The sequence below is a fragment of the Nocardioides panacisoli genome (genome assembly GCF_039537325.1).
Lineage (GTDB): Bacteria > Actinomycetota > Actinomycetes > Propionibacteriales > Nocardioidaceae > Nocardioides > Nocardioides panacisoli.
This window is the reverse complement of the sequence record NZ_BAABAH010000001.1, coordinates 498,596-516,714: the sequence shown is the minus strand read 5'-3', so window position 1 is coordinate 516,714 and position 18,119 is coordinate 498,596. Positions and strand designations below refer to the sequence as shown.

Annotated in this window: 18 protein-coding genes; 13 read left to right on the top strand and 5 right to left on the bottom strand. The window is 72.4% G+C overall.

Going from position 1 to position 18,119, the window contains the following annotated elements; translation table 11 throughout:
• Positions 1 to 102: 102 nt before the first annotated feature.
• The 11 genes from ABD709_RS02665 to ABD709_RS02615 are packed head-to-tail and all read left to right on the top strand — an operon-like array spanning position 103 to position 10,297.
• On the top strand, positions 103 to 990 hold the full coding sequence (locus tag ABD709_RS02665; protein WP_344772241.1) for an MlaE family ABC transporter permease: 888 nt from the start codon (positions 103 to 105) through the stop codon (positions 988 to 990).
• Between the two features lie 35 nt (positions 991 to 1,025).
• On the top strand, positions 1,026 to 1,823 hold the full coding sequence (locus ABD709_RS02660) for an MlaE family ABC transporter permease (protein WP_344772309.1): 798 nt from the start codon (positions 1,026 to 1,028) through the stop codon (positions 1,821 to 1,823).
• On the top strand, positions 1,820 to 3,097 hold the full coding sequence (locus ABD709_RS02655; RefSeq protein WP_344772240.1) for an MCE family protein: 1,278 nt from the start codon (positions 1,820 to 1,822) through the stop codon (positions 3,095 to 3,097). Before ABD709_RS02660 ends, ABD709_RS02655 begins: the two co-directional genes overlap by 4 nt.
• On the top strand, positions 3,094 to 4,116 hold the full coding sequence (locus ABD709_RS02650; RefSeq protein WP_344772239.1) for an MCE family protein: 1,023 nt from the start codon (positions 3,094 to 3,096) through the stop codon (positions 4,114 to 4,116). Before ABD709_RS02655 ends, ABD709_RS02650 begins: the two co-directional genes overlap by 4 nt.
• Positions 4,113 to 5,087, top strand: coding sequence for an MCE family protein (locus tag ABD709_RS02645; RefSeq protein WP_344772238.1), 975 nt, complete (start codon positions 4,113 to 4,115; stop codon positions 5,085 to 5,087). The genes ABD709_RS02650 and ABD709_RS02645 overlap by 4 nt, the downstream gene beginning before the upstream one ends.
• Positions 5,084 to 6,133, top strand: coding sequence for an MCE family protein (locus ABD709_RS02640; protein WP_344772237.1), 1,050 nt, complete (start codon positions 5,084 to 5,086; stop codon positions 6,131 to 6,133). The genes ABD709_RS02645 and ABD709_RS02640 overlap by 4 nt, the downstream gene beginning before the upstream one ends.
• Positions 6,133 to 7,323 (top strand): MCE family protein, encoded by a 1,191-nt coding sequence (locus tag ABD709_RS02635; RefSeq protein WP_344772308.1) that lies wholly within the window; start codon positions 6,133 to 6,135, stop codon positions 7,321 to 7,323. Before ABD709_RS02640 ends, ABD709_RS02635 begins: the two co-directional genes overlap by 1 nt.
• Positions 7,320 to 8,627, top strand: a complete 1,308-nt coding sequence (locus ABD709_RS02630) for an MCE family protein (protein ID WP_344772236.1) — start codon at positions 7,320 to 7,322, stop codon at positions 8,625 to 8,627. Before ABD709_RS02635 ends, ABD709_RS02630 begins: the two co-directional genes overlap by 4 nt.
• Positions 8,627 to 9,154 (top strand): hypothetical protein, encoded by a 528-nt coding sequence (locus tag ABD709_RS02625; protein ID WP_344772235.1) that lies wholly within the window; start codon positions 8,627 to 8,629, stop codon positions 9,152 to 9,154. The genes ABD709_RS02630 and ABD709_RS02625 overlap by 1 nt, the downstream gene beginning before the upstream one ends.
• A 1-nt stretch (position 9,155) precedes the next feature.
• The gene (locus ABD709_RS02620; RefSeq protein ID WP_344772234.1) at positions 9,156 to 9,650 is read left to right on the top strand and encodes a hypothetical protein; all 495 of its coding nucleotides are present in this window, start codon (positions 9,156 to 9,158) and stop codon (positions 9,648 to 9,650) included.
• Between the two features lie 17 nt (positions 9,651 to 9,667).
• Positions 9,668 to 10,297, top strand: coding sequence for a TetR/AcrR family transcriptional regulator (locus tag ABD709_RS02615; RefSeq protein WP_344772233.1), 630 nt, complete (start codon positions 9,668 to 9,670; stop codon positions 10,295 to 10,297).
• A 36-nt stretch (positions 10,298 to 10,333) separates the two neighbouring features.
• Here ABD709_RS02615 and ABD709_RS02610 read toward each other — a convergent pair whose 3' ends face one another.
• Both ABD709_RS02610 and ABD709_RS02605 read right to left on the bottom strand, forming a co-directional pair.
• The gene (locus ABD709_RS02610; protein WP_344772232.1) at positions 10,334 to 11,956 is read right to left on the bottom strand and encodes a succinic semialdehyde dehydrogenase; all 1,623 of its coding nucleotides are present in this window, start codon (positions 11,954 to 11,956) and stop codon (positions 10,334 to 10,336) included.
• Positions 11,953 to 13,335: a cytochrome P450 gene (locus tag ABD709_RS02605; protein ID WP_344772231.1), complete on the bottom strand. Its 1,383-nt coding sequence runs from the start codon at positions 13,333 to 13,335 to the stop codon at positions 11,953 to 11,955. The genes ABD709_RS02610 and ABD709_RS02605 overlap by 4 nt, the downstream gene beginning before the upstream one ends.
• Before the next feature lie 106 nt (positions 13,336 to 13,441).
• On the opposite strand from ABD709_RS02605, the gene ABD709_RS02600 reads away from it, so the two are divergent.
• Positions 13,442 to 14,053: a TetR/AcrR family transcriptional regulator gene (locus ABD709_RS02600; protein WP_344772230.1), complete on the top strand. Its 612-nt coding sequence runs from the start codon at positions 13,442 to 13,444 to the stop codon at positions 14,051 to 14,053.
• Between the two features lies 1 nt (position 14,054).
• On the opposite strand, the gene ABD709_RS02595 is transcribed toward ABD709_RS02600, so the two are convergent.
• Both ABD709_RS02595 and rlmC read right to left on the bottom strand, forming a co-directional pair.
• Entirely contained in the window at positions 14,055 to 15,260 is a 1,206-nt protein-coding gene (locus ABD709_RS02595; RefSeq protein WP_344772229.1) for an MFS transporter, read from the bottom strand.
• A complete protein-coding gene (rlmC, locus tag ABD709_RS02590; protein ID WP_344772228.1) occupies positions 15,253 to 16,425 on the bottom strand; it encodes a 23S rRNA (uracil(747)-C(5))-methyltransferase RlmC in 1,173 nt (390 codons plus the stop codon). Before rlmC ends, ABD709_RS02595 begins: the two co-directional genes overlap by 8 nt.
• 40 nt (positions 16,426 to 16,465) lie before the next feature.
• Here rlmC and ABD709_RS02585 point away from each other — a divergent pair, with 40 nt between their 5' ends.
• Entirely contained in the window at positions 16,466 to 17,185 is a 720-nt protein-coding gene (locus tag ABD709_RS02585; RefSeq protein WP_344772227.1) for a hypothetical protein, read from the top strand.
• A gap of 173 nt (positions 17,186 to 17,358) precedes the next feature.
• Here the strand turns inward: ABD709_RS02585 and ABD709_RS02580 are convergent, their stop codons facing one another.
• Positions 17,359 to 18,006: a UdgX family uracil-DNA binding protein gene (locus tag ABD709_RS02580; RefSeq protein WP_344772226.1), complete on the bottom strand. Its 648-nt coding sequence runs from the start codon at positions 18,004 to 18,006 to the stop codon at positions 17,359 to 17,361.
• Between the last annotated feature and the right edge of the window lie 113 nt (positions 18,007 to 18,119).

The following is an 18,119-nucleotide window of genomic DNA, read 5'->3' as shown; positions in this document are numbered from 1 at the left end:
AACGTCCAAATCGAGAACAGGTTCTCTTCATCACTTGCGCGCAGTAACGCATCCAAGTCATAGTCGTTGCGCTGTGTGACCGAGGTTACTTCGGGGGTAAGCATGGGTCTCCGCCCACCGCGGCCGCAATCGGCCGGCGGCACCGAACAGCCCTCCTGGCAGGAGGTCGTCGCAGCACTGCCCGTCGCCCCTCCGGCACCGGCGCCGCCGCGGAAGAGCGCCGCCACCAGGCTGGGCGAGCTGGTGGACGGCGTCGGCGGGCTCGTCGCGTTCTCGGGGAAGACGCTGCGGCTGGTGCCCCAGCGGCCGTTCCAGACCCGCGAGTTCGTCCAGCAGACCGAGTTCATCGCGTTCGTCTCGGTCCTCCCCGCGATGCTGGTGTCCATCCCGTTCGGCGCGGTCATCGCGCTGCAGCTCGGCAACCTGACCAAGCAGCTCGGCGCGGAGAGCTTCACCGGCGCGGCGTCGGCGCTCGCGACGATCCGCGAGGCGTCGCCGATCGTGACCGCGCTGCTCCTCGCCGGCGCGGCCGGTACGGCGATCTGCGCCGACCTGGGTTCGCGGACCATCCGCGAGGAGATCGACGCGCTCGAGGTGCTCGGCATCTCCACGATCCAGCGCCTCGTCGTCCCGCGCGTCCTCGGCTGCGTCGTGGTCGCGATGCTGCTCAACGGCCTGGTCAGCGTGGTCGGCGTCGCCGGCGGCTACGTCTTCAACGTGCTCGTCCAAGGCGGCTCCCCCGGCGCGTTCGTCACGTCCTTCCGCACCCTGGCGACCATGCACGACCTGGTGCTCGGCGAGGTCAAGGCGGCGATCTTCGGGCTGCTCGCTGCGCTGATCGCCTGCTACCGCGGGCTCACGGTCAAGGGCGGTCCGCGGGCCGTCGGCGACGCGGTCAACCAATCGGTCGTGATCGCGTTCGCCGCGCTGTTCGTCACGAACTTCGTGATCACGTCGGTCTACCTGCAGCTCGTCCCGGAGCCCGTGTGAGCGGGCCGACGCGCGTCACGGACGCCCTCTACCGGATGAGCGACCGGCTCTCCGGGGTCGGCCACCAGCTGCTGTTCTACGGCCGCGCGGTGGTGGCGACCCCCGGCGCGTTCCGCGCGCACCGCAAGGAGGTGTGGCGCCTCCTGGGCGAGGCGTCCTTCGGGTCCGGCGCGCTCGCCGTCATCGGCGGCACCTTCGGCGTGATCCTGCTGCTCTCGTTCTTCACCGGCACCGAGGTCGGCCTGCAGGGCTTCACCGGTCTCGACAACATCGGCGCGTCGATCTTCACCGGCTTCATCTCCGCCTACTTCAACACCCGCGAGATCGCGCCGATCGTCGCCGGCATCTCGCTCTCGGCGACGCTGGGGGCGGGCTTCACCGGCCAGCTCGGCGCGATGCGGATCGCCGAGGAGATCGACGCGCTCTCCGCGATGGCGATCCCGCCCATCCCCTACCTGGTCACCACCCGGGTCCTGGCAGGCATGATCGCGGTGGTGCCGCTCTACCTGGCCGGGCTCTTCTCCTCCTACTTCGCGACCCGGCTGATCGTCACGGCGAGCTTCAGCCAGTCGGCGGGCACCTACGACCACTACTTCCACCTGTTCCTGCCACCCCTCGACGTGGTGCTGTCCCTGGTGAAGGCGCTGATCTTCGCCGTGATCGTGATCCTGGTGCACTGCTACTACGGGTTCACGGCGAAGGGCGGCCCGGGTGGCGTCGGGGTGGCCGTGGGGCGCGCGGTACGTGCGGCGATCGTGCTCGTGACGGTGAGCGACTTCTTCATCTCGCTGGCGTTCTGGGGCGCCTCGGACACGGTCAGGATCGCCGGATGACCCGGCCGTCGCCGTACACCGACGAGGCCCCGGGCGGCGGCCTGCTCGCGCGGCTCTACACCCGCACCTGGCTGAACGTGCTCGGCGTGGTCGCCATCGCGGGCGTCGCCGGGCTGCTCGCCCTGTCGGTGCTGGTCTACAACCACGCCTTCTCCGACCCGGCCCACGTCCGGCTCGAGGTCGAGCGCGCCGGCTCCCAGCTGTCCAAGGGCGCCGACGTCAAGGTCGAGGGCATCGTCGTCGGCCGGGTGGACCGGATCGAGACGGCGCCCGGCGGCAACGGGGCGACCCTGGACCTGGCGATCGACCGCGGCTACCTGCACCTCATCCCGGCGAACACGACCGCCAAGGTGCTGCCGAAGACCATCTTCGGGGAGAAGTACGTCGACCTCGGGCTCCCGGCCGAGCCCTCTGCGGCACGGCTCGCCGACGGCGACGTGCTGGAGCCGGACCGCACGTCGGTGTCGATCGAGACCAGCACCGTGCTCAACAACCTCCAGCCGCTGCTCGACGCCGTCTCCCCCGCCGACCTCGACAGCACGCTGAGCTCCATCGCGACCGCCGTGCAGGGCCGGGGCGCCCTGCTCGGCAGGACGATCCACGACAGCCGCCGCTTCACCCAGGGCATCCGGCCGGTCGTGCCCCAGGTCGTGGACGACGCCGGCCTGCTCGCCGCGGTCGGCGACTCCTACTACCGCTCGATCGACCCGATCCTGCGCAGCCTCACCCAGTCCGGCACCACCGCGCGGACGCTGACCCGGCAGCAGCAGGACCTGCACGACATCCTGACCTCGGTCCGCGGCTTGTCCGACGTCGCACGCGGCTTCGTCGACATGGTCGGCGACACCGCGGTCAAGGTCGTCACCGTGAGCCGGCCGGTGCTCCAGACGCTCGCGCGCTACTCCCCCGAGATCGCCTGCTTCATCCGCGGCGTCGTCAAGGCGAAGGACCGGCTCGAGGCGGTCTTCGCCGACGGGCCCTACCTGAAGGCGCGGCTGTTCGTGTCGGTCAGCCGGGGCGTCTACGAGCCCGGCATCGACGCCCCGAAGGACCTCGACCTCAGCGCCTACGGCCCCTACTGCCCGATCACGCCGCGCAACGGGCAGGGCACCGTTCCGTGGCCGCCGATCCCCAAGGAGCTCGACCGGATCCGCGGCATCGGCAACGCGAGCCCGCTCAACAGCCTGGACGGCATCCCCGGGACACCGACCGGCGGCAGCGGCGAGGGCACCTCGGACCTGCTGCAGATGCTGCTCGGAGGTGCGCTCGGATGAGCTTCGGCCGCTCCCTGTTCCGCCTCGCGGCGTTCGCCTTCGTCACCGTCCTGCTGACCGGCTTCCTGATCCGCACCATCCAGGGCTACCAGGACTCCGATGCCCGCACCTATGCCGCACTCTTCACCGACGCGACCAAGCTCGCGGCCGGCGACGACGTACGCCTCGCCGGCGTCCCGGTCGGGCGGGTCAAGTCGGTCACCCTGACCTCCGACGCCGAGGCGAAGGTGGAGTTCTCGGTCGACCGGTCGGTCGAGCTGACCACGGACAGCTCGGCCGTGATCCGCTACCGGAACCTGATCGGTGACCGGTACGTCGCCCTGTCCGTCCCGGCCTCCGACGCCCCACGGCTCGCGCCGGGCGACACGCTCCCGGTCTCGCAGACCCGGCCCGCGCTCGACCTCACCGCGGTGTTCAACGGCTTCAAGCCGCTCTTCGCCGGCCTGGACAGCTCGGCGATCAACGAGCTGTCGATGTCGCTGGTGCAGGCGCTGCAGGGCGAGGGCGGGACGATCGCCTCGCTGCTCAGCGGCACCGGGTCCCTCGGGCACTCGATCGCCCAGCGCGACGCGACGATCGGCAGGCTCGTCGACGACCTGACGACCGTGCTGACCTCGCTCAACGAGCACGCGGGGCCGTTCAACCGGCTGGTCACCCACCTGCGCGACCTCACCGGCGGCCTCGCCGGCGACCGCCACCTGATCGTGTCCGCGCTCGACGGCATCGACAACCTGGCGACCGCGACCAACACCCTGCTCAGCCGCGCCCGTCCGCACCTCGCCGGCACCATCCAAGGACTCCAGCAGGCCGCTCACCGGCTCAAGGAGCACCGCGGGGTGCTCGAGGAGAAGCTGAACCTTCTGCCGGTCAAGCTCAACGCGATCATGCGCTCGGCGCAGTACGGCTCGTGGTTCCAGTTCTTCAACTGCGGGCTGGGTCTCGAGGTGCACCTGCTCGGCAAGACCCCGCCCCTCGTCGTACCGCCCAGCGGGCCCGCCACGGAGATCTGCGGCTCATGATCGCGCCCACGAGGAACGCCCGGACGATCGGCATCGTCACGATCCTGTGCTGCGCGCTGCTGCTGACCGTGTCCTTCCGTCTCTCCACGCTGCAGGACCTGTTCTCCGGAGGCGGGCAGACCCTGCACGCCCAGTTCACCGACGCCGCGGGCATCTCGCCCGGCGACCCGGTGCGGATCGCCGGGATCGCGGTCGGCACGGTCGACGCGGTGCACGTCCAGCGCGACCACGCCCTGGTCGACATCACCGTCGACACCGACGTCCCGCTCGGTGACCGCACGACCGCCACCCTGAACCTGGACACGCTGCTCGGGCAGAGCAGCCTGGTGCTGCGGCCCGGCGGCGAGGGCGAGCTGGCTGACGGGACCACGATCCCGCTCGACCGCACGACCACGCCGTTCGGCGTCACCGACGCGCTGCTCGAGGCGGGCAAGGTGCTCGCGCCCATCGACACCAAGCAGCTCACCCACGCGATCCGGACCGTGAGCGCCGCGATCGACCCGGCCGCACCGGAGGTCCGGACCGCCGCGACCGGGCTCACGGCCCTGTCCCGGGTCGTGACCCGCCGCGAGGGGGAGGTCCGCGCGCTCTTCCGGCAGACGTCGCAGATCGCCGGCACCCTCGCGGACCGCAGTCGAGACATCAGCACCCTCATCGACAACAGCGACCTGATCTTCTCCACGCTCGCGACCCGCGAGCGGATGATCCGCTCGCTGGTGCGCTCGACCGGCGACCTCGCCGGCACGATCGACGCGGTCATCCGGGAGAACAGCGGGCACCTCACGCCCGCCCTGCGCGACCTGCACTCGGTGCTCGGGGTGCTCCGGGACAACCAGGACGACCTCGACGAGTCGCTGCGGCTGCTGGCGCCGTACCTGCGCTACTTCGTCAACCTCACCGGCAACGGCCGCTGGTTCGACGGCACGTTCGCCGGTCTGGTGCCGGTGGACCTGAGGGGGTACCTCCGGTGACCCGCCGCCTCGCCACCTACCTCGTGGTCGCCGCCCTCCTGCTCGCCGGTGCTGCCGTGTGGCTGCAGGGGCGCGGCAACGGGACGATCACCGTGACCGCGACCTTCCCGAGCACCGTCGGGCTCTACGCCGGCGACGACGTGCGCGTCGTCGGCGTGCCGATGGGCACGATCACCGACATCGAGCCGCACGGCGGCGGCGTCGACGTCGTGATGGAGCTCGACGAGAGCACGCCGGTCGCGGCGGACACCCGCGCGGTCATCGTGCCGCCGGGCGTGCTGAGCAGCCGTTACGTCCAGCTCACCGAGCCGTGGCTGAGCGGACCCCGGCTCGGCGACGGCGCGACGATCGACGCCTCGCGCACGGCGTCGCCGCTCGAGCTCGACGACGTCACGGCCCAGCTCGACCGGTTCGTCAAGGCACTCGGGCCGCACGGCGCGAACAGGAACGGCGCGCTGTCCGCGCTGGTCGACTCCGCCGACTCGGCGCTGGCCGGCAACGGAGGCACCCTTCGTCGTACTCTCGGCAACCTCGCGCAAGCGCTGGACACGATGAGCGAGAGCCGCGGAGACATCGTCGCCACGATCGACCAGCTGCAGACCTTCGTCGCGTCGCTCGCCGGCAGCGACCGGGCGATCCGCACCCTCGAGCGCAACCTCGGGACCGTGACCAGCGGGCTGGCCGACCAGCGCGGTCAGCTGCGCACGACGATCGCCAACATCGGCGCCGCGGTCCACGACGTGCGGACCTTCGTGGAGCACAACCGCGGCACGATCACCGCCGACGCCCGCCAGCTGCGCAAGCTCAGCCAGACGCTGGCCGACCGGCAGCGCGACCTGATGGAGATCGCCGACCTCGGCCCGATCGGCACCGAGGGGATCTTCGGTGCCGCCAACCTGCAGACCGGCGTGCTCGACGCGCGGGTCGACCTGACCCCGCTGCTCGCGCACGCCGACACCACGATCTGCCAGCTGCTCGAGGGCGCCGCCCTCCCCCAGCTGTGCCCGGCGGGCGTCCCCGACCCGCCCGACGGGGGCGATCGGTGATGCTCAGCTCCCGCGCCCGCGCGCTCGTCGCGACGATCGTCGTCGCGGTGGTCGCCGCCGTCGCCGCCGTCATCGGCGTCGGCGCCCTGCCGGACGTCACCACGGCGCGGCTCCCCGGCGCCGCGGGCGGTGACCACACCTACCCGGTCGAGGCGCGGTTCCGCGACGCCCTCGACCTGGTCCCGAACTCGACCGTCCGCGTCGCCGACGTGCCCGTCGGGCGCGTGACGAGCATCGACGTCGGCCGCGACGACCACGGCTACGTCGCCGTCGCCGAGCTGGAGATCGACGACTCGGTCGACCTGCCCGCCGGCACCGTGGCCACGATCCGCAGCACCAGCCTGCTCGGGGAGAAGTACGTCGAGCTGATCGCCCCGGCGCACGGGAGCGGCAGCCTCCGCAGCGAGGGCACGATCCCGATCGGGCGCACGACCCAGGACGTCGAGGTCGAGCAGCTGCTCAGCTCGCTCGGCGCCCTGCTCAACGGCGGTGGGCTCCAGCAGCTCGCGACGATCACCGACGAGTTCTCCAAGGCCCTCGGCGGGCACGAGCAGGACACCCGGGCGCTGCTGGAGGACCTCGACGCGATCGTCGGCGGCCTGGACCGCGGCCGTCCGGCGCTGCTGGCGGCGCTGCGCAGCACCGCGCGGCTCAACTCCGTCCTCGCCGCGCAGCGGGACGTGCTCACCTCCGCTGTCGACGACCTCGACCCCGCGACCGGCGTGCTCGCGCAGCAGGTCTCGAGCCTGCACGACGCCCTGGTCAGTCTGCGGTCGCTCGACCGGCGCGCCACCCACGTGATCCGGGCGAGCACCGACGCGACGGTCGACGACCTCGCCGCCCTCGAGCCGGTCGCGAGGCAGGTGGGCAAGGTCGCGGACCTCATCCCGGAGAACATCACCCTGCTGGTGACCTACCCGTTCGCGGACACCGCGGTGCCGGCCTTCTCGGGTGCCTACGGCGCCGTGAAGGGCTCGGTCGACATCGACCTCAACGAGCTGCTGTTCGCCGTCGCACCGACGCCGCAGGACAGCGACCAGCCGTTCAACCCCGACAACCCGGGCGCTCCGCCCGACGACGGCTCGGCGGACGGGTCGGACCCGCAGGGCCTGCTGCCGCAGCTCGGCGTACCCGACGTCGTCGGCGGCCTCCTCGACCTCCTGACGCCCCGGACGGGAGGTGCCGGATGAGCACCGCCCACCGGATCCGGATCGCCCTCTTCGCTGCCGTCTCGGTCACCTGCGTCATCGTCGCCGGGACCCGCTACGTGGGGATCCCCGAGCGCTACCTCGGCCAGTCCTACGAGATCTCGGCCGTGCTGCCCGACTCGGGGGGGATCTTCCCCAACGCCGAGGTCACCCTCCGGGGCGTGCCCGTCGGCCGGGTCCGCAGCCTGACCCTCACCCCTGACGGCGTCCGGGCCGACCTCCAGCTGGACAAGGACATCCGCATCCCCGAGGACACGATGGTCCGCGTCGCGCACCTCTCCGCGGTCGGCGAGCAGTACGTCGAGCTGGTCCCGCCGGGCGACGACGGGCCCTACCTCGCCGACGGGGACACGCTTCCGGTGAGCGCGGCCACCACGCCGCTGCAGGTGACCTCGCTGCTCGTGCACCTCGACCGGCTCGCCACCAGCATCGGGAAGAGCAAGCTGCGCCGCGTGGTGCACGAGCTCGGCGACGCCTTCTCCCGCAGCGGGCAGGACCTGGCGACGGTCCTGGTCAGCGCGCGGCGGCTGAGCAACAGCTTCGCGCGCATCCAGCCGCGCACGACGGCGCTGCTGCGCGACGGCCAGCGCGTGCTGAGCACGCAGCGCGACCTCGACCCCGACCTGCGCCGGCTGAGCAGCGGCCTCGACCGGCTGACGCGGACGATCGCGGACAGCGACCCGGAGATCGCGTCGATCCTCGCCGAGGGGCCGCAGTCGCTCGGCCAGGTGCGGACGCTGCTCGCGCGGAACCAGACGAACGTCGCGGTGCTGCTCGGCAACCTGCTCTCGACGAGCGAGATCGTCGCGCAGCCACTGCGGCTCAACGGGCTGGTCACCCAGCTGGTGCTGCTGCCGCGGATCATCCAGGGCACCTTCAACATCCAGCCCGGCGACGGCTACGCCCGCCTGGGTGCGGTCTTCGACACGACCCAGGCCGTCTGCACCCGCGGCTACGAGAGCTCGGGGACGCCGCCCACTGAGGGCGACCAGCTCTCCCCCGATCCCGGGAACCCGCCGATGCGCGCGAACCTGAACGCCTACTGCGCGCTGCCCCCGAGTAGCGGCATCGACGTCCGCGGCGCGGCCAACGTGCCCCGGCCTCCCGGCGACCCAACCGCCCGGGTGGTGCCCCGGGCCAACCCGCGCGGGTTCGGCCCCGGCTCCTCGTTCGCCGGCCCGGACCAGCCGGCCCCACCCGACGGCTCCTCGGTGCCGCCCTCGGCGACCCGGGTCCTGCCCCCCACCGACCTGCGCGGCATGCTCCTCAAGGAGGACCTTCGTTGATGACCGAGATCCCACCGGACCGGGTCGAGAACCCCACGCCGTCCCGCTCGCGGGACCTGCTCCGGACCGCACTCGTGGTGGTGGTCGTGCTCGCCGCCCTCGCCGGCGCGGGGTGGACCGGGTGGCAGGTCCGGCAGGAGCGCGCGGCGGACGACGACCGGGCCCGGGCGCTGTCCGTGGCGAGGCAGGCCGCAGTGGCGTTCACGTCGTACGACGCCGAGCACATCGACGAGGACCTCGACCGGGTCCGCGACATGTCGACCGGCGACTTCCGCGACCAGTTCACCAAGGCGCTCGGCGCGCTGACCGGCGCGATCAAGAAGGCCCACGGTGTCTCCGAGGGCGAGGTCACCCAGATGGGGCTGATCCGCAGCGGCGACTCCACCGCGGTGGTGATCGCGGCAGTCGACGCGACGATCACGAACAAGGAGACCCAGAAGCCGTCGCTGCGCCGCTACCGCCTACAGATCACGCTCACCCTCGTCGACGACGAGTGGCTGATCTCCGACATCAGCCCGGTGGCCTGACATGCGTACGCCGACCACCCGCCGCCGGACCGTCGCCCTCGCCGTCGCCGCCCTCCTGCTCGTCGCCTCGGTGGCGGTGATCGTCACCGGCCAGCTCTGGCTGCACGGCCAGCGCGCCGACGACGACCGCGAGTCGCAGGTCCGCGACGCCGCCGACCACGCGGTGACCCAGATCCTGTCCTACGACTACCGCCGGCTCGCGCAGGGCACGGCCGACACCGAGCCGCTGCTGACCGGTGACGCCCTCGCGCAGTACGAGGACGTCCAGCAGCCCCTGCAGAAGTCCGCGCCCAGGCTGAAGGCCGTGGTCAGCGCGACCGTGAAGGCCTCGACCGTGCTGGAGTCCGACGACAGCTCCGCCCGAGTGCTGCTGTTCGTCGACCAGCTCTCCAGCAGCAGCAAGCTCACCCAGCCGCAGCTCGACCAGAGCCGCGTCGTCGTCACCCTCGAGCGGGACGGCGACGACTGGCTCGTCTCGTCCCTGTCCGCGATCTGACTGGATAGGTTGAACCGATGCCGGCAAGCAGCGCCACCGAGTCCACGCCCCGCCGCCGCACCCAGGCCGAGCGCCGGGCCGCCACCCGGCGCGCGCTGCTGGACGCCACCATCGACGTCCTCGTCGACAGCGGCTACGCCGGGCTGACCACGACGGCCGTCTGCGAGCGCGCCGGCGTGACCCGCGGCGCGCAGGCGCACTACTTCGCGACCAAGCAGGAGCTCGTCGTCCAAGCGCTCAGCCACCTGACCGACCAGCTCGTCGAAGACCTCGTGTCGAAGCCGCTCAACGTCGCCGACGGACCGGAGGCCCAGTACGCCGTACTCCTCAACCGGCTGTGGGAGATCTTCAGCGGCCCGGTCTCCTTCGCCCAGCTCGAGCTGTTCACCGCCGCCCGCACCGACGCCGACCTGCGCCGCCACCTCGTGCAGTTCGACCACGCCGTGATGAGCACCCTCGCCGACGCCGCCCGCCGGGTCGCTCCCGAGCTGGTCAAGCGCCCCGAGTTCGCCGACGTGATGCGGACCGCGATCGCCACCATCCGCGGCCTGCGGATGCTGCGTGCCGTCGCCAGCGAGCGCTCGGTCCGCAGCGCCTGGCCGTCGGCCCGGGACCAGCTGCTCGCCGGGTTGCCGCTCGACGCGTGAGGAAGTGCCGGCGGCCCGCCGCCGGCGGGCCGCGCCCTACCGCATCCGCAGCTTCCGCAGGATCTTCAGCTGGTTGTTGCCCATGTTGACGAACTTCTCCAGCGGCGAGGCGGGAGGCGGGCCGATCGGGCCGATCCGCGAGGCGACGATCGTCTGGGACTCGGTGTACTTCCGGATCCCCTCGCCACCGTGGCGGCGGCCGAGGCCGCTGTCCGCCATCCCGCCCATGCCGGCCTCGATCGTGCCGGCGGCGAGGGCGGCGCCGTCGTTGATGTTCACGGAGCCGGCGCGGACCCGGCGGGCGAGGGCATCGGCGGTGGCGAGGTCCTTGCTGAAGATGCTCGCGGAGAGGCCGGCGCTGCCCTGGTTCGCGATCCGCAGGGCGTCCTCGTCGTCGGAGGCGCGGTAGAGCGCGATGACCGGGCCGAAGGTCTCGCCGAGGCAGAGGTCCATGTCCTCGGTGACGTTCTCGAGCACCGTCGGCGAGTAGAAGTAGGGCCCGATCTCCGGCCGCGCGGTGCCGCCGGCGAGCACGGTCGCGCCCTTGGCGACCGCGTCCGCGACGTGCGCCGAGACCTTCTCCAGCTGGGCCTGCGAGGCGAGCGAGCCGACGTCGCAGGAGAAGTCGAAGGCCCGGCCGAGCTTCTGCGCGCTGGTCTGCGCGAGCAGCGCCTCCTTGAAGGCGTCGTAGACGTCGTTGTGCACGACCACCCGCTCGATGTGGATGCACATCTGGCCGGTGTTGGCGAACGCCGCGAGCGCGGTGCCGCGCGCCGCCTGCTCGAGGTCGGCGTCGGCGCGCACGATCAGCGGGTTCTTGCCGCCGAGCTCGAGCGAGGCGCCGATCAGCCGACGGGCCGCACGCTCGGCGACCAGCCGCCCGGTGGCGGTCGACCCGGTGAAGCTGATGAAGTCGACGTTGTCGACCACCGCCTCACCGATCGCGGCGCCCGGGCCGGTGACGACCTGCCACACGTGCTCGGGCAGGCCCGCCTCGGCCATCAGCGCCCGGGTCCAGAGCAGGGTCAGCGGGGTCTGCGGGTCGGCCTTCCCGATGACCGCGTTGCCGGCGACCAGCGCCGGGATGGCGTCGCCGACGCCCAGGTAGAACGGGTAGTTCCACGGCGAGATGATCCCGACGACGCCCTTGGGGACGCGCACCTCGCGCGCGGTCGTCGCGAGCGGGACCGCGGCGCGCACCTTGCGGTCGGCGAGGTACGTCGCCCCCTGCCGGGCGTAGTGCCGGGCCAGGTTCGCGACCTGCAGCACCTCCTGCCAGGCGTGGAAGCGGGCCTTGCCCATCTCCCACTGGATCAGGTCCATGACCTCGTCCTGCCGCTCGACGAGCATGTCGTGGAAGCGCAGCACCACCGCGGCGCGCGCCTCGACGCTCAGCTCCGCCCAGGCCGGCTGCGCGGCCCGCGCGAGCTCGGCGGCCGCGGCGACGTCGGCAGGCGTGCCGGCGGGTACGGCGGCCGTCGGGCTGGCGTCGTACGGCGCCGTCGCCGTCATCGTGCCGTCGCCGCCGGTGGCCGGGCAGGCCACCCAGCGGCTCCACGACTCGAGCTTGCGGTCGGTGACCCAGGCGGGTCGGGCGGTGCCGGCCGCCGGCGGCTCCGGCGTGGTCGTCTCCGGCTGGCGGACGGTGGTGGAGGTCATCGGTTGCTCCCGGAGCGAACGAGGTTGATGGGCTGGCCGTCCTTGGGGAAGGGCAGCGAGTGGTTGTCGAGCGGCGCGCGGTAGCCGGGCTCGACGGTCCAGTGGTAGTTGCGCAGCAGCCGGTGCACGATCGACTTGACCTCCAGGCCCGCGAAGTAGAGCCCGATGCACTTGTGCACGCCGCCGCCGAACGGCTCCCACGCATAGCGGTGCGACCGGTCCTCGCGACGCTCCGGCGAGAAGCGCTCGGGGTCGAAGACCATCGGGTTGGTCCAGTACTCCTCCATCACGTGGGAGAACTGGACGCAGACCATCACATCGGTGCCGGCCGGGATGCGGTGGCCCTGGATCGCGGTGTCCCTGACCGCCCGCCGGACCAGCAGCGGCACCGGCGCGCGCAGCCGCAGCGACTCCTTCATGACCAGGTCCAGGGACTGCAGGGCCTCGAGCTCGGCCATGGTCGGCTCCGGACCGAGCGCGAGGGCCTCCTCGCGGCAGCGCTCCTGCCACTCGGGGTGCTGGCCGAGGAACTGCATCATGGTCGACGTCGTGATCGTCGAGGTGTCGTGGGCGGCCATCATCAGGAAGATCATGTGGTTGACGACGTCGTCGTCGCTGAACCGCTCGCCGTCCTCGGTCTCGATGTGGCACAGCACGGAGAAGATGTCGTCGGTCGCGGTCGCCCGCTTCGCCGGCAGGTAGTGCCGCAGGAAGTCCTCGAGCACGTGCCGGCCGCGGTAGGCCTTGCCCCACCGGGTCATCGGCACGTCGGCGCGGACGATGCCGGCGGCGGCCTGCACGCAGGCGATGAAGGCCTTGTTGACGCGGTCCATCTCCTTGCGGCTGGTGTCGGCCGCGCCGCCCATGAAGATGTCGGCGGCGATGTCGAGGGTGAGCTGCTTGAGCGCGGGATAGGCCTTGAACTTCGCGTCGGTGCCCCAGCCCGCCATGCCCTCGGCGATCGCGGGATGCATCCGCTCGGTGTACGCCGACAGCCGGTCGCGGGTGAACGCCTCCTGCATGATCCGGCGGTGCCCGTGGTGCTCGTCGAAGTCCATCAGCATCAGACCGCGGTGGAAGAACGGGCCGACGATCTTTCCCCAGGCGGGCTCGTTGGCGAACGCCTTGTCCTTGTTGCGCAGCGCCTCCTCGCAGGCGTCGGGACCGAGCAGCATCACGCCCTCGTCGAGCCGGGACTTCAGGGGCGCCACCGCACCGTAGGCCTCCCACTGGCGCCGCATCAGCGCGAGCGGGTCGGCGATGAACTCGAAGAGCCGGCCGACGAGCGGCAGGCCCCGGTCCTCCGGTCGCTGCTCGGGAACCTCCAGCAACGGTGCTGCTGGGGGCGCCTCAGCGGCTTCGATCATGGTCTGCGCCATCGCGGCCTCCTCCGGGTCCGGCACGGCCCCGTCACTGCTCAGCGTGATTCAGGAAGAGCGTCCTGTCAACCTTGTCTTCCTCCAGGTCTGTGAGAGGCTTCCGGGCATGGCCGTCCAGTCAGGCGTCTACCGCGGAGTTCCCGCCGAGGAGCGGGTCGCGGAGCGGCGCGCGAAGCTGATGGAGGCGACCCTCGCCGTCTGGGCCGACCCGGACCGGCGCACGACCATGACGGCGATCTGCGCCGAGGCCGGGCTGACCGAGCGCTACTTCTACGAGAGCTTCAGCGGCCTCGACGACGCGCTGACGGCGGTGATGGATGCCATCGCCACCGAGATCGAGGAGACGACGATGCACGCCGCGGAGGAGGCAGGGACCGACCCGGCCGCCCGCACGCGGGCGACCCTCGAGGCGTTCGTGGCGCTGCTCCGCGACGACCCGCGCAAGTGCAAGGTGGCGCTCGTCGAGGCCGCGGCGATGCCCGGCCTGCGCCACCGCCGCGCCGAGCTGCTCCGTCACTTCGCACACCGCACGGCGGTCGAGGCGCGGGAGATCTTCGGCGCGAACACGCGCACCGAGGCCGAGGACGACGTCGCCGGCCTGCTGTTCATCGGCGGCATCGCCGAGCTGGTCACCGCGTGGCTGGAGGGCGCCGTGGAGGTCTCCCCCGAGGACCTCGTCGAGGCCGCGAGCCGGGGCTTCCTCGGCCTCTACGGCTGAGTCACCGGGCGGGCGTCGCCCGGTGGTGGGCGACCGCCGACCACAGCAGCAGCCCGAGGCCCAGCGTTCCGAGCACGGCTCCGACGAGCGCCGGCGCGCGGTAGCTCCAGCCGCCCGCGATCACCAGGCCGCCGAGCCAGGCGCCGAGGGCGTTGGCGATGTTGAGCGCGGCGTGGTTCATCGCGGCCCCGAGGGTGACCGCCTCACCGGCGACGTCCATCAGCCGCAGCTGCAGGTTGACCACGAGGACCGAGCCCGCCGCGGTCACCAGGAACGCGACCGGCAGCAGCGCCCAGCCCGCCGGCGCCACGAAGTAGTAGGCCACCATGACCACGATCCCGCCGCCCGAGCCGATCAGCAGGCTGCGGAACACCGACCACGACGCGAGCTCGCCGGCGAGCCAGGTGCCGACGACCATCCCGAGGCCGAGCGCGAGCACGAACACCGGGACCACGTCGCGGTCGAGGCCGCCGACGTCGGTCACGGTCTTCGCGATGTAGGAGTAGACCGCGAACATCCCGCCGAAGCCGACAGCGCCGACCGCCATCGTCAGCCAGACCTGCAGGCTCGTGAAGAACGCGCGGGCCTCGCGTCGGCCGCTCGCCTCGCTGTCGCCCGGCACCGACGGGACCACGGCGAGCACCGCCATGACGGTGACGGCAGCGAGCACCGCGCAGACGAGGTACGCCGACCGCCAGCCCGCGTGCTGGCCCAGCCAGGTGGCAGCGGGCACGCCGACGACGTTGGCCACCGAGAGGCCCAGCATCACGCTCGCGACGGCGCGCCCCCTGCGCGCGGGGGTCACCAGGCTCGCGGCGACCAGGCTGGCGACGCCGAAGTACGCCCCGTGCGGCATCCCGTCGAGGAAGCGCGCGGCGAGCAGCACGTGGAAGCCCGGCGCCACCGCGCTCAGCAGGTTGAAGGCGGCATAGGCCGTCATCAGGCCGACGAGCATCCCGCGCCGGGGCACGGCGGCGCCGAAGAACGCGAGGATCGGCACGCCGACCACCACGCCCAGCGCGTAGGCCGAGATCACGTAGCCGGCGGTCGGCACGGACACGTGCACGCCGTCGGCCACGTCCGGCAGCACGCCCATCGTCACGAACTCGGTGGTGCCGATCGTGAAGCCGCCCAGGGAGAGCGCGAGGATCGCGAGCGCCGGCCGGCGGACGGCCACCTCGACCAGGGGGTCGGCGGTGTCAGTCACGGGACATCAGCACCAGGACCTCCGCGTGCGCGGTCTGAGGGAACATGTCGAACAGCTGGGCGCGCACCGGGCGGTAGGACGGCATCACCGCGAGGTCGCGGGCCAGCGTCTCGGGGTTGCAGCTGGAGTAGAGCACGTGCGGGACGTCCGAGCCCTCGAGCCATCCGGCCAGCTCCGCGCCGAGGCCGCGCCGCGGAGGGTTGACGACGACCAGGTGCGGGCGGTGCTCAGGACCGGCGGTCGCGGCGTAGGACGTCGCGTCGCCCGCCGCGAAGCCGACCCGCTCCCGGCCGAGACCGGCGTCGTCGCGGCCCCGCGCCGCCGCGCGCACCGCGTCGGCACTGAGCTCGATGCCGGTCACCCGGCGACCGGGCGCGGCCAGGTGCAGCGCGAAGCCGCCGACGCCGCAGTAGAGGTCCCAGACCCGGCTCGCGCTCACGCCTCCGGCCCACGACCGCGCGGTCCGGTAGAGCGCCGCCGCGACGTCGGTGTTGGTCTGGAAGAAGCTGCGCGGCCCGAGGTGCAGGGTGATGCCGTTGAGCAGCATCGGGAGCGTCGCCTCGTCCGTGAGCACGATCTCGCGGTCGCCCTCGATGACCGCGGCCGGGACCGGCTGGATGTTGAGCGTGACCACACGCAGCGACGGCAGCTCGACCAGCAGCGCCGGCAGGTGCTTGCGGATCCGCGCCTCGGCCTCGGTCGAGCGCAGCACCCAGCGCACCATCAGCTCGCCCCCGGGCGACTCGGTGACCAGCACGTGCTTGAGCTCGCCGCTGCGGCCCGGGACGTCGTACGGCGCCAGCCCGGCGCGGGTCACGAAGGCGGCGAGGACCGGCAGCGCCGCGACGATGCCCGGGGTGTGCAGCGCGCAGTCCCGCAGGTCCACCCCGCCGCGGCGCGGGTCCCAGATGCCCAGGCGCGGCGCGTCGGCGGTGCCGGTGACGACCATCTTCGCCTTGCTGCGGAAGCCGTCCGGCCGGCTGCGCACCGGCGGCAGCCACTCCGGCTCGGGGCGCCCGTCCAGCACCGCGCGCACCACGTCGCGGGCCGCCTGCTCCTTGGCGAGCACCTGGTCGTCGTAGGGCCGTCCGAGCCAGGTGCACGACCGGCAGCGGTCGGCGTCGAAGTGCGCGCAGTCGAGAACCGACCGGCCGACCGCGAGCATGGCCGCAATGTTAGGTGCGCGGCGCCCTAGGCTGCGCATCGTGGCAACCGCTCTCCACCGGCTCGAGGCCGAGCCGGTCCTGGTCACCGTCGAGCGGCTCCGCGAGCGCGTCGCGGCGCGGTTCCCCGGCCGGGGGCTGGAGCGGGTGGCCACCGAGCTGGTGACCATGACGCAGGAGGTCAGCGCGAGCGCCGCGGTGAACCGCGGCCGGCTGCGCGCGTTGCGCGCGGGCTCGCGCACTCTCGTCCTCCTGGTGCTGGTGGCGACCGTGACGGCGCTGGCCTTCGTCCTCCACTCGGCGATCGTGGACGGGCCCGACCACGAGGTCGAGTGGCTGTCCCTCCTGGAGAGCGGCGTCAACGACGTGGTGTTCGCCTCGATCGCGATCTGGTTCCTCTACAGCGTGCCGGAGCGCGTACGCCGTGCCGACACCCTCGCCCTGCTCCACAAGCTGCGCTCGCTGGCGCACATCATCGACATGCACCAGCTCGCCAAGGATCCCGAGCGCCTGCGGTCGTCGTTCCGCCCGACGCCCGTGAGCCCGGCCATGGACCTGGGGCCCGGGCAGCTGGAGCACTACCTCGACTACTGCTCGGAGATGCTCAGCCTGGTCGGCAAGGTCGCCGCCCTGTGCGCGGAGGAGTCGCGCGACGCGATCGTGCTCGACACGGTCTCCACGATCGAGACCCTGACGACCGGCATGTCGCGCAAGATCTGGCAGAAGATCTCGGTCCTCAACGAGGCGCGCCCGGCCGACTGATCCAGCTTGGAGGCCACGATCTGGCCTAAGTCACGCAGAGCCGGCACCTGGTGCCGGTGGTGCTCGACCTAACTGGGTGTGCCAACCCGGGGAAGGGACACATTCAGCAAGGCCGCCCCCGGGGGTCATGCTGCGGCCGCCCGAACCTCGCCTCGAGGGAGTCCGTCGCCGGGCTACAACTTCCCAGCGGCCACCATGAAGTCGGCCACCAGCGCGGCGTACGCCTCGTCGCGGCCCTCGGTGCGCAGCACCGCGGACGGGTGCGTCGTCGGCAGCACCCACTCCGGCGGGGCGTCGAGCGGGAGCGTCTCCGGCCAGTCGAGGAGCCGGCCGCGGGACTCACCGACCCGGAACGACGAGCCGTAGAGCGCCTTGCCGGCCGTCCCGCCGAGGAGCACCACCCCGGCCGGGCGCACCATCTCCAGCTCGGCGCGCAGCCACGGGCTGCACGCCTCCACGTGGTAGCGGGCGGGCGACTTGTGGATCCGCTGCTTGCCGCGGGTGCCTGACCAGCGGAAGTGCTTCACGACGTTCGTCGTCCACACGTCGCCGGGATCGATGCCGGCGTCGGCGAGCGCCCGGTCGAGCACCTTGCCGGCGGGGCCGACGAACGGCTCGCCTCTGCGGTCCTCCTGGTCGCCGGGCTGCTCGCCGAGCAGCACGACGGGCGCGTCCCGGTTGCCGGTGCCCATCACGCCCTGGGTCGCGTCCCGGTAGAGCTCGCAACCCCGGCACGCCTGGACGGCCTCCTGCAGACGTGCGGGCGTCGGGCGCTCGGGGACCCACGCTCCGGCGCCGGGCCGCTCCTCCTCAGCTGCCATGCGGAGGCGGTACCCCTGTGACCGGTTCCGCAACGGGTCTCGTGACGGTCGCTGCGCGACCTCCTCGACCAACGGGGTTCCGCAGAACTAGAACGTGTTCCTAAAGTGGCGCC

Coding starts and splice junctions, on each gene's coding strand:
- ABD709_RS02665 (WP_344772241.1), top strand. CDS start 103: ATGGGTCTCCGCCCACCGCGGCCGCAATCGGCCGGCGGCACCGAACAG.
- ABD709_RS02660 (WP_344772309.1), top strand. CDS start 1,026: ATGAGCGACCGGCTCTCCGGGGTCGGCCACCAGCTGCTGTTCTACGGC.
- ABD709_RS02655 (WP_344772240.1), top strand. CDS start 1,820: ATGACCCGGCCGTCGCCGTACACCGACGAGGCCCCGGGCGGCGGCCTG.
- ABD709_RS02650 (WP_344772239.1), top strand. CDS start 3,094: ATGAGCTTCGGCCGCTCCCTGTTCCGCCTCGCGGCGTTCGCCTTCGTC.
- ABD709_RS02645 (WP_344772238.1), top strand. CDS start 4,113: ATGATCGCGCCCACGAGGAACGCCCGGACGATCGGCATCGTCACGATC.
- ABD709_RS02635 (WP_344772308.1), top strand. CDS start 6,133: ATGCTCAGCTCCCGCGCCCGCGCGCTCGTCGCGACGATCGTCGTCGCG.
- ABD709_RS02630 (WP_344772236.1), top strand. CDS start 7,320: ATGAGCACCGCCCACCGGATCCGGATCGCCCTCTTCGCTGCCGTCTCG.
- ABD709_RS02625 (WP_344772235.1), top strand. CDS start 8,627: ATGACCGAGATCCCACCGGACCGGGTCGAGAACCCCACGCCGTCCCGC.
- ABD709_RS02620 (WP_344772234.1), top strand. CDS start 9,156: ATGCGTACGCCGACCACCCGCCGCCGGACCGTCGCCCTCGCCGTCGCC.
- ABD709_RS02615 (WP_344772233.1), top strand. CDS start 9,668: ATGCCGGCAAGCAGCGCCACCGAGTCCACGCCCCGCCGCCGCACCCAG.
- ABD709_RS02610 (WP_344772232.1), bottom strand. CDS start 11,956: ATGACCTCCACCACCGTCCGCCAGCCGGAGACGACCACGCCGGAGCCG.
- ABD709_RS02605 (WP_344772231.1), bottom strand. CDS start 13,335: ATGGCGCAGACCATGATCGAAGCCGCTGAGGCGCCCCCAGCAGCACCG.
- ABD709_RS02600 (WP_344772230.1), top strand. CDS start 13,442: ATGGCCGTCCAGTCAGGCGTCTACCGCGGAGTTCCCGCCGAGGAGCGG.
- rlmC (WP_344772228.1), bottom strand. CDS start 16,425: ATGCTCGCGGTCGGCCGGTCGGTTCTCGACTGCGCGCACTTCGACGCC.
- ABD709_RS02580 (WP_344772226.1), bottom strand. CDS start 18,006: ATGGCAGCTGAGGAGGAGCGGCCCGGCGCCGGAGCGTGGGTCCCCGAG.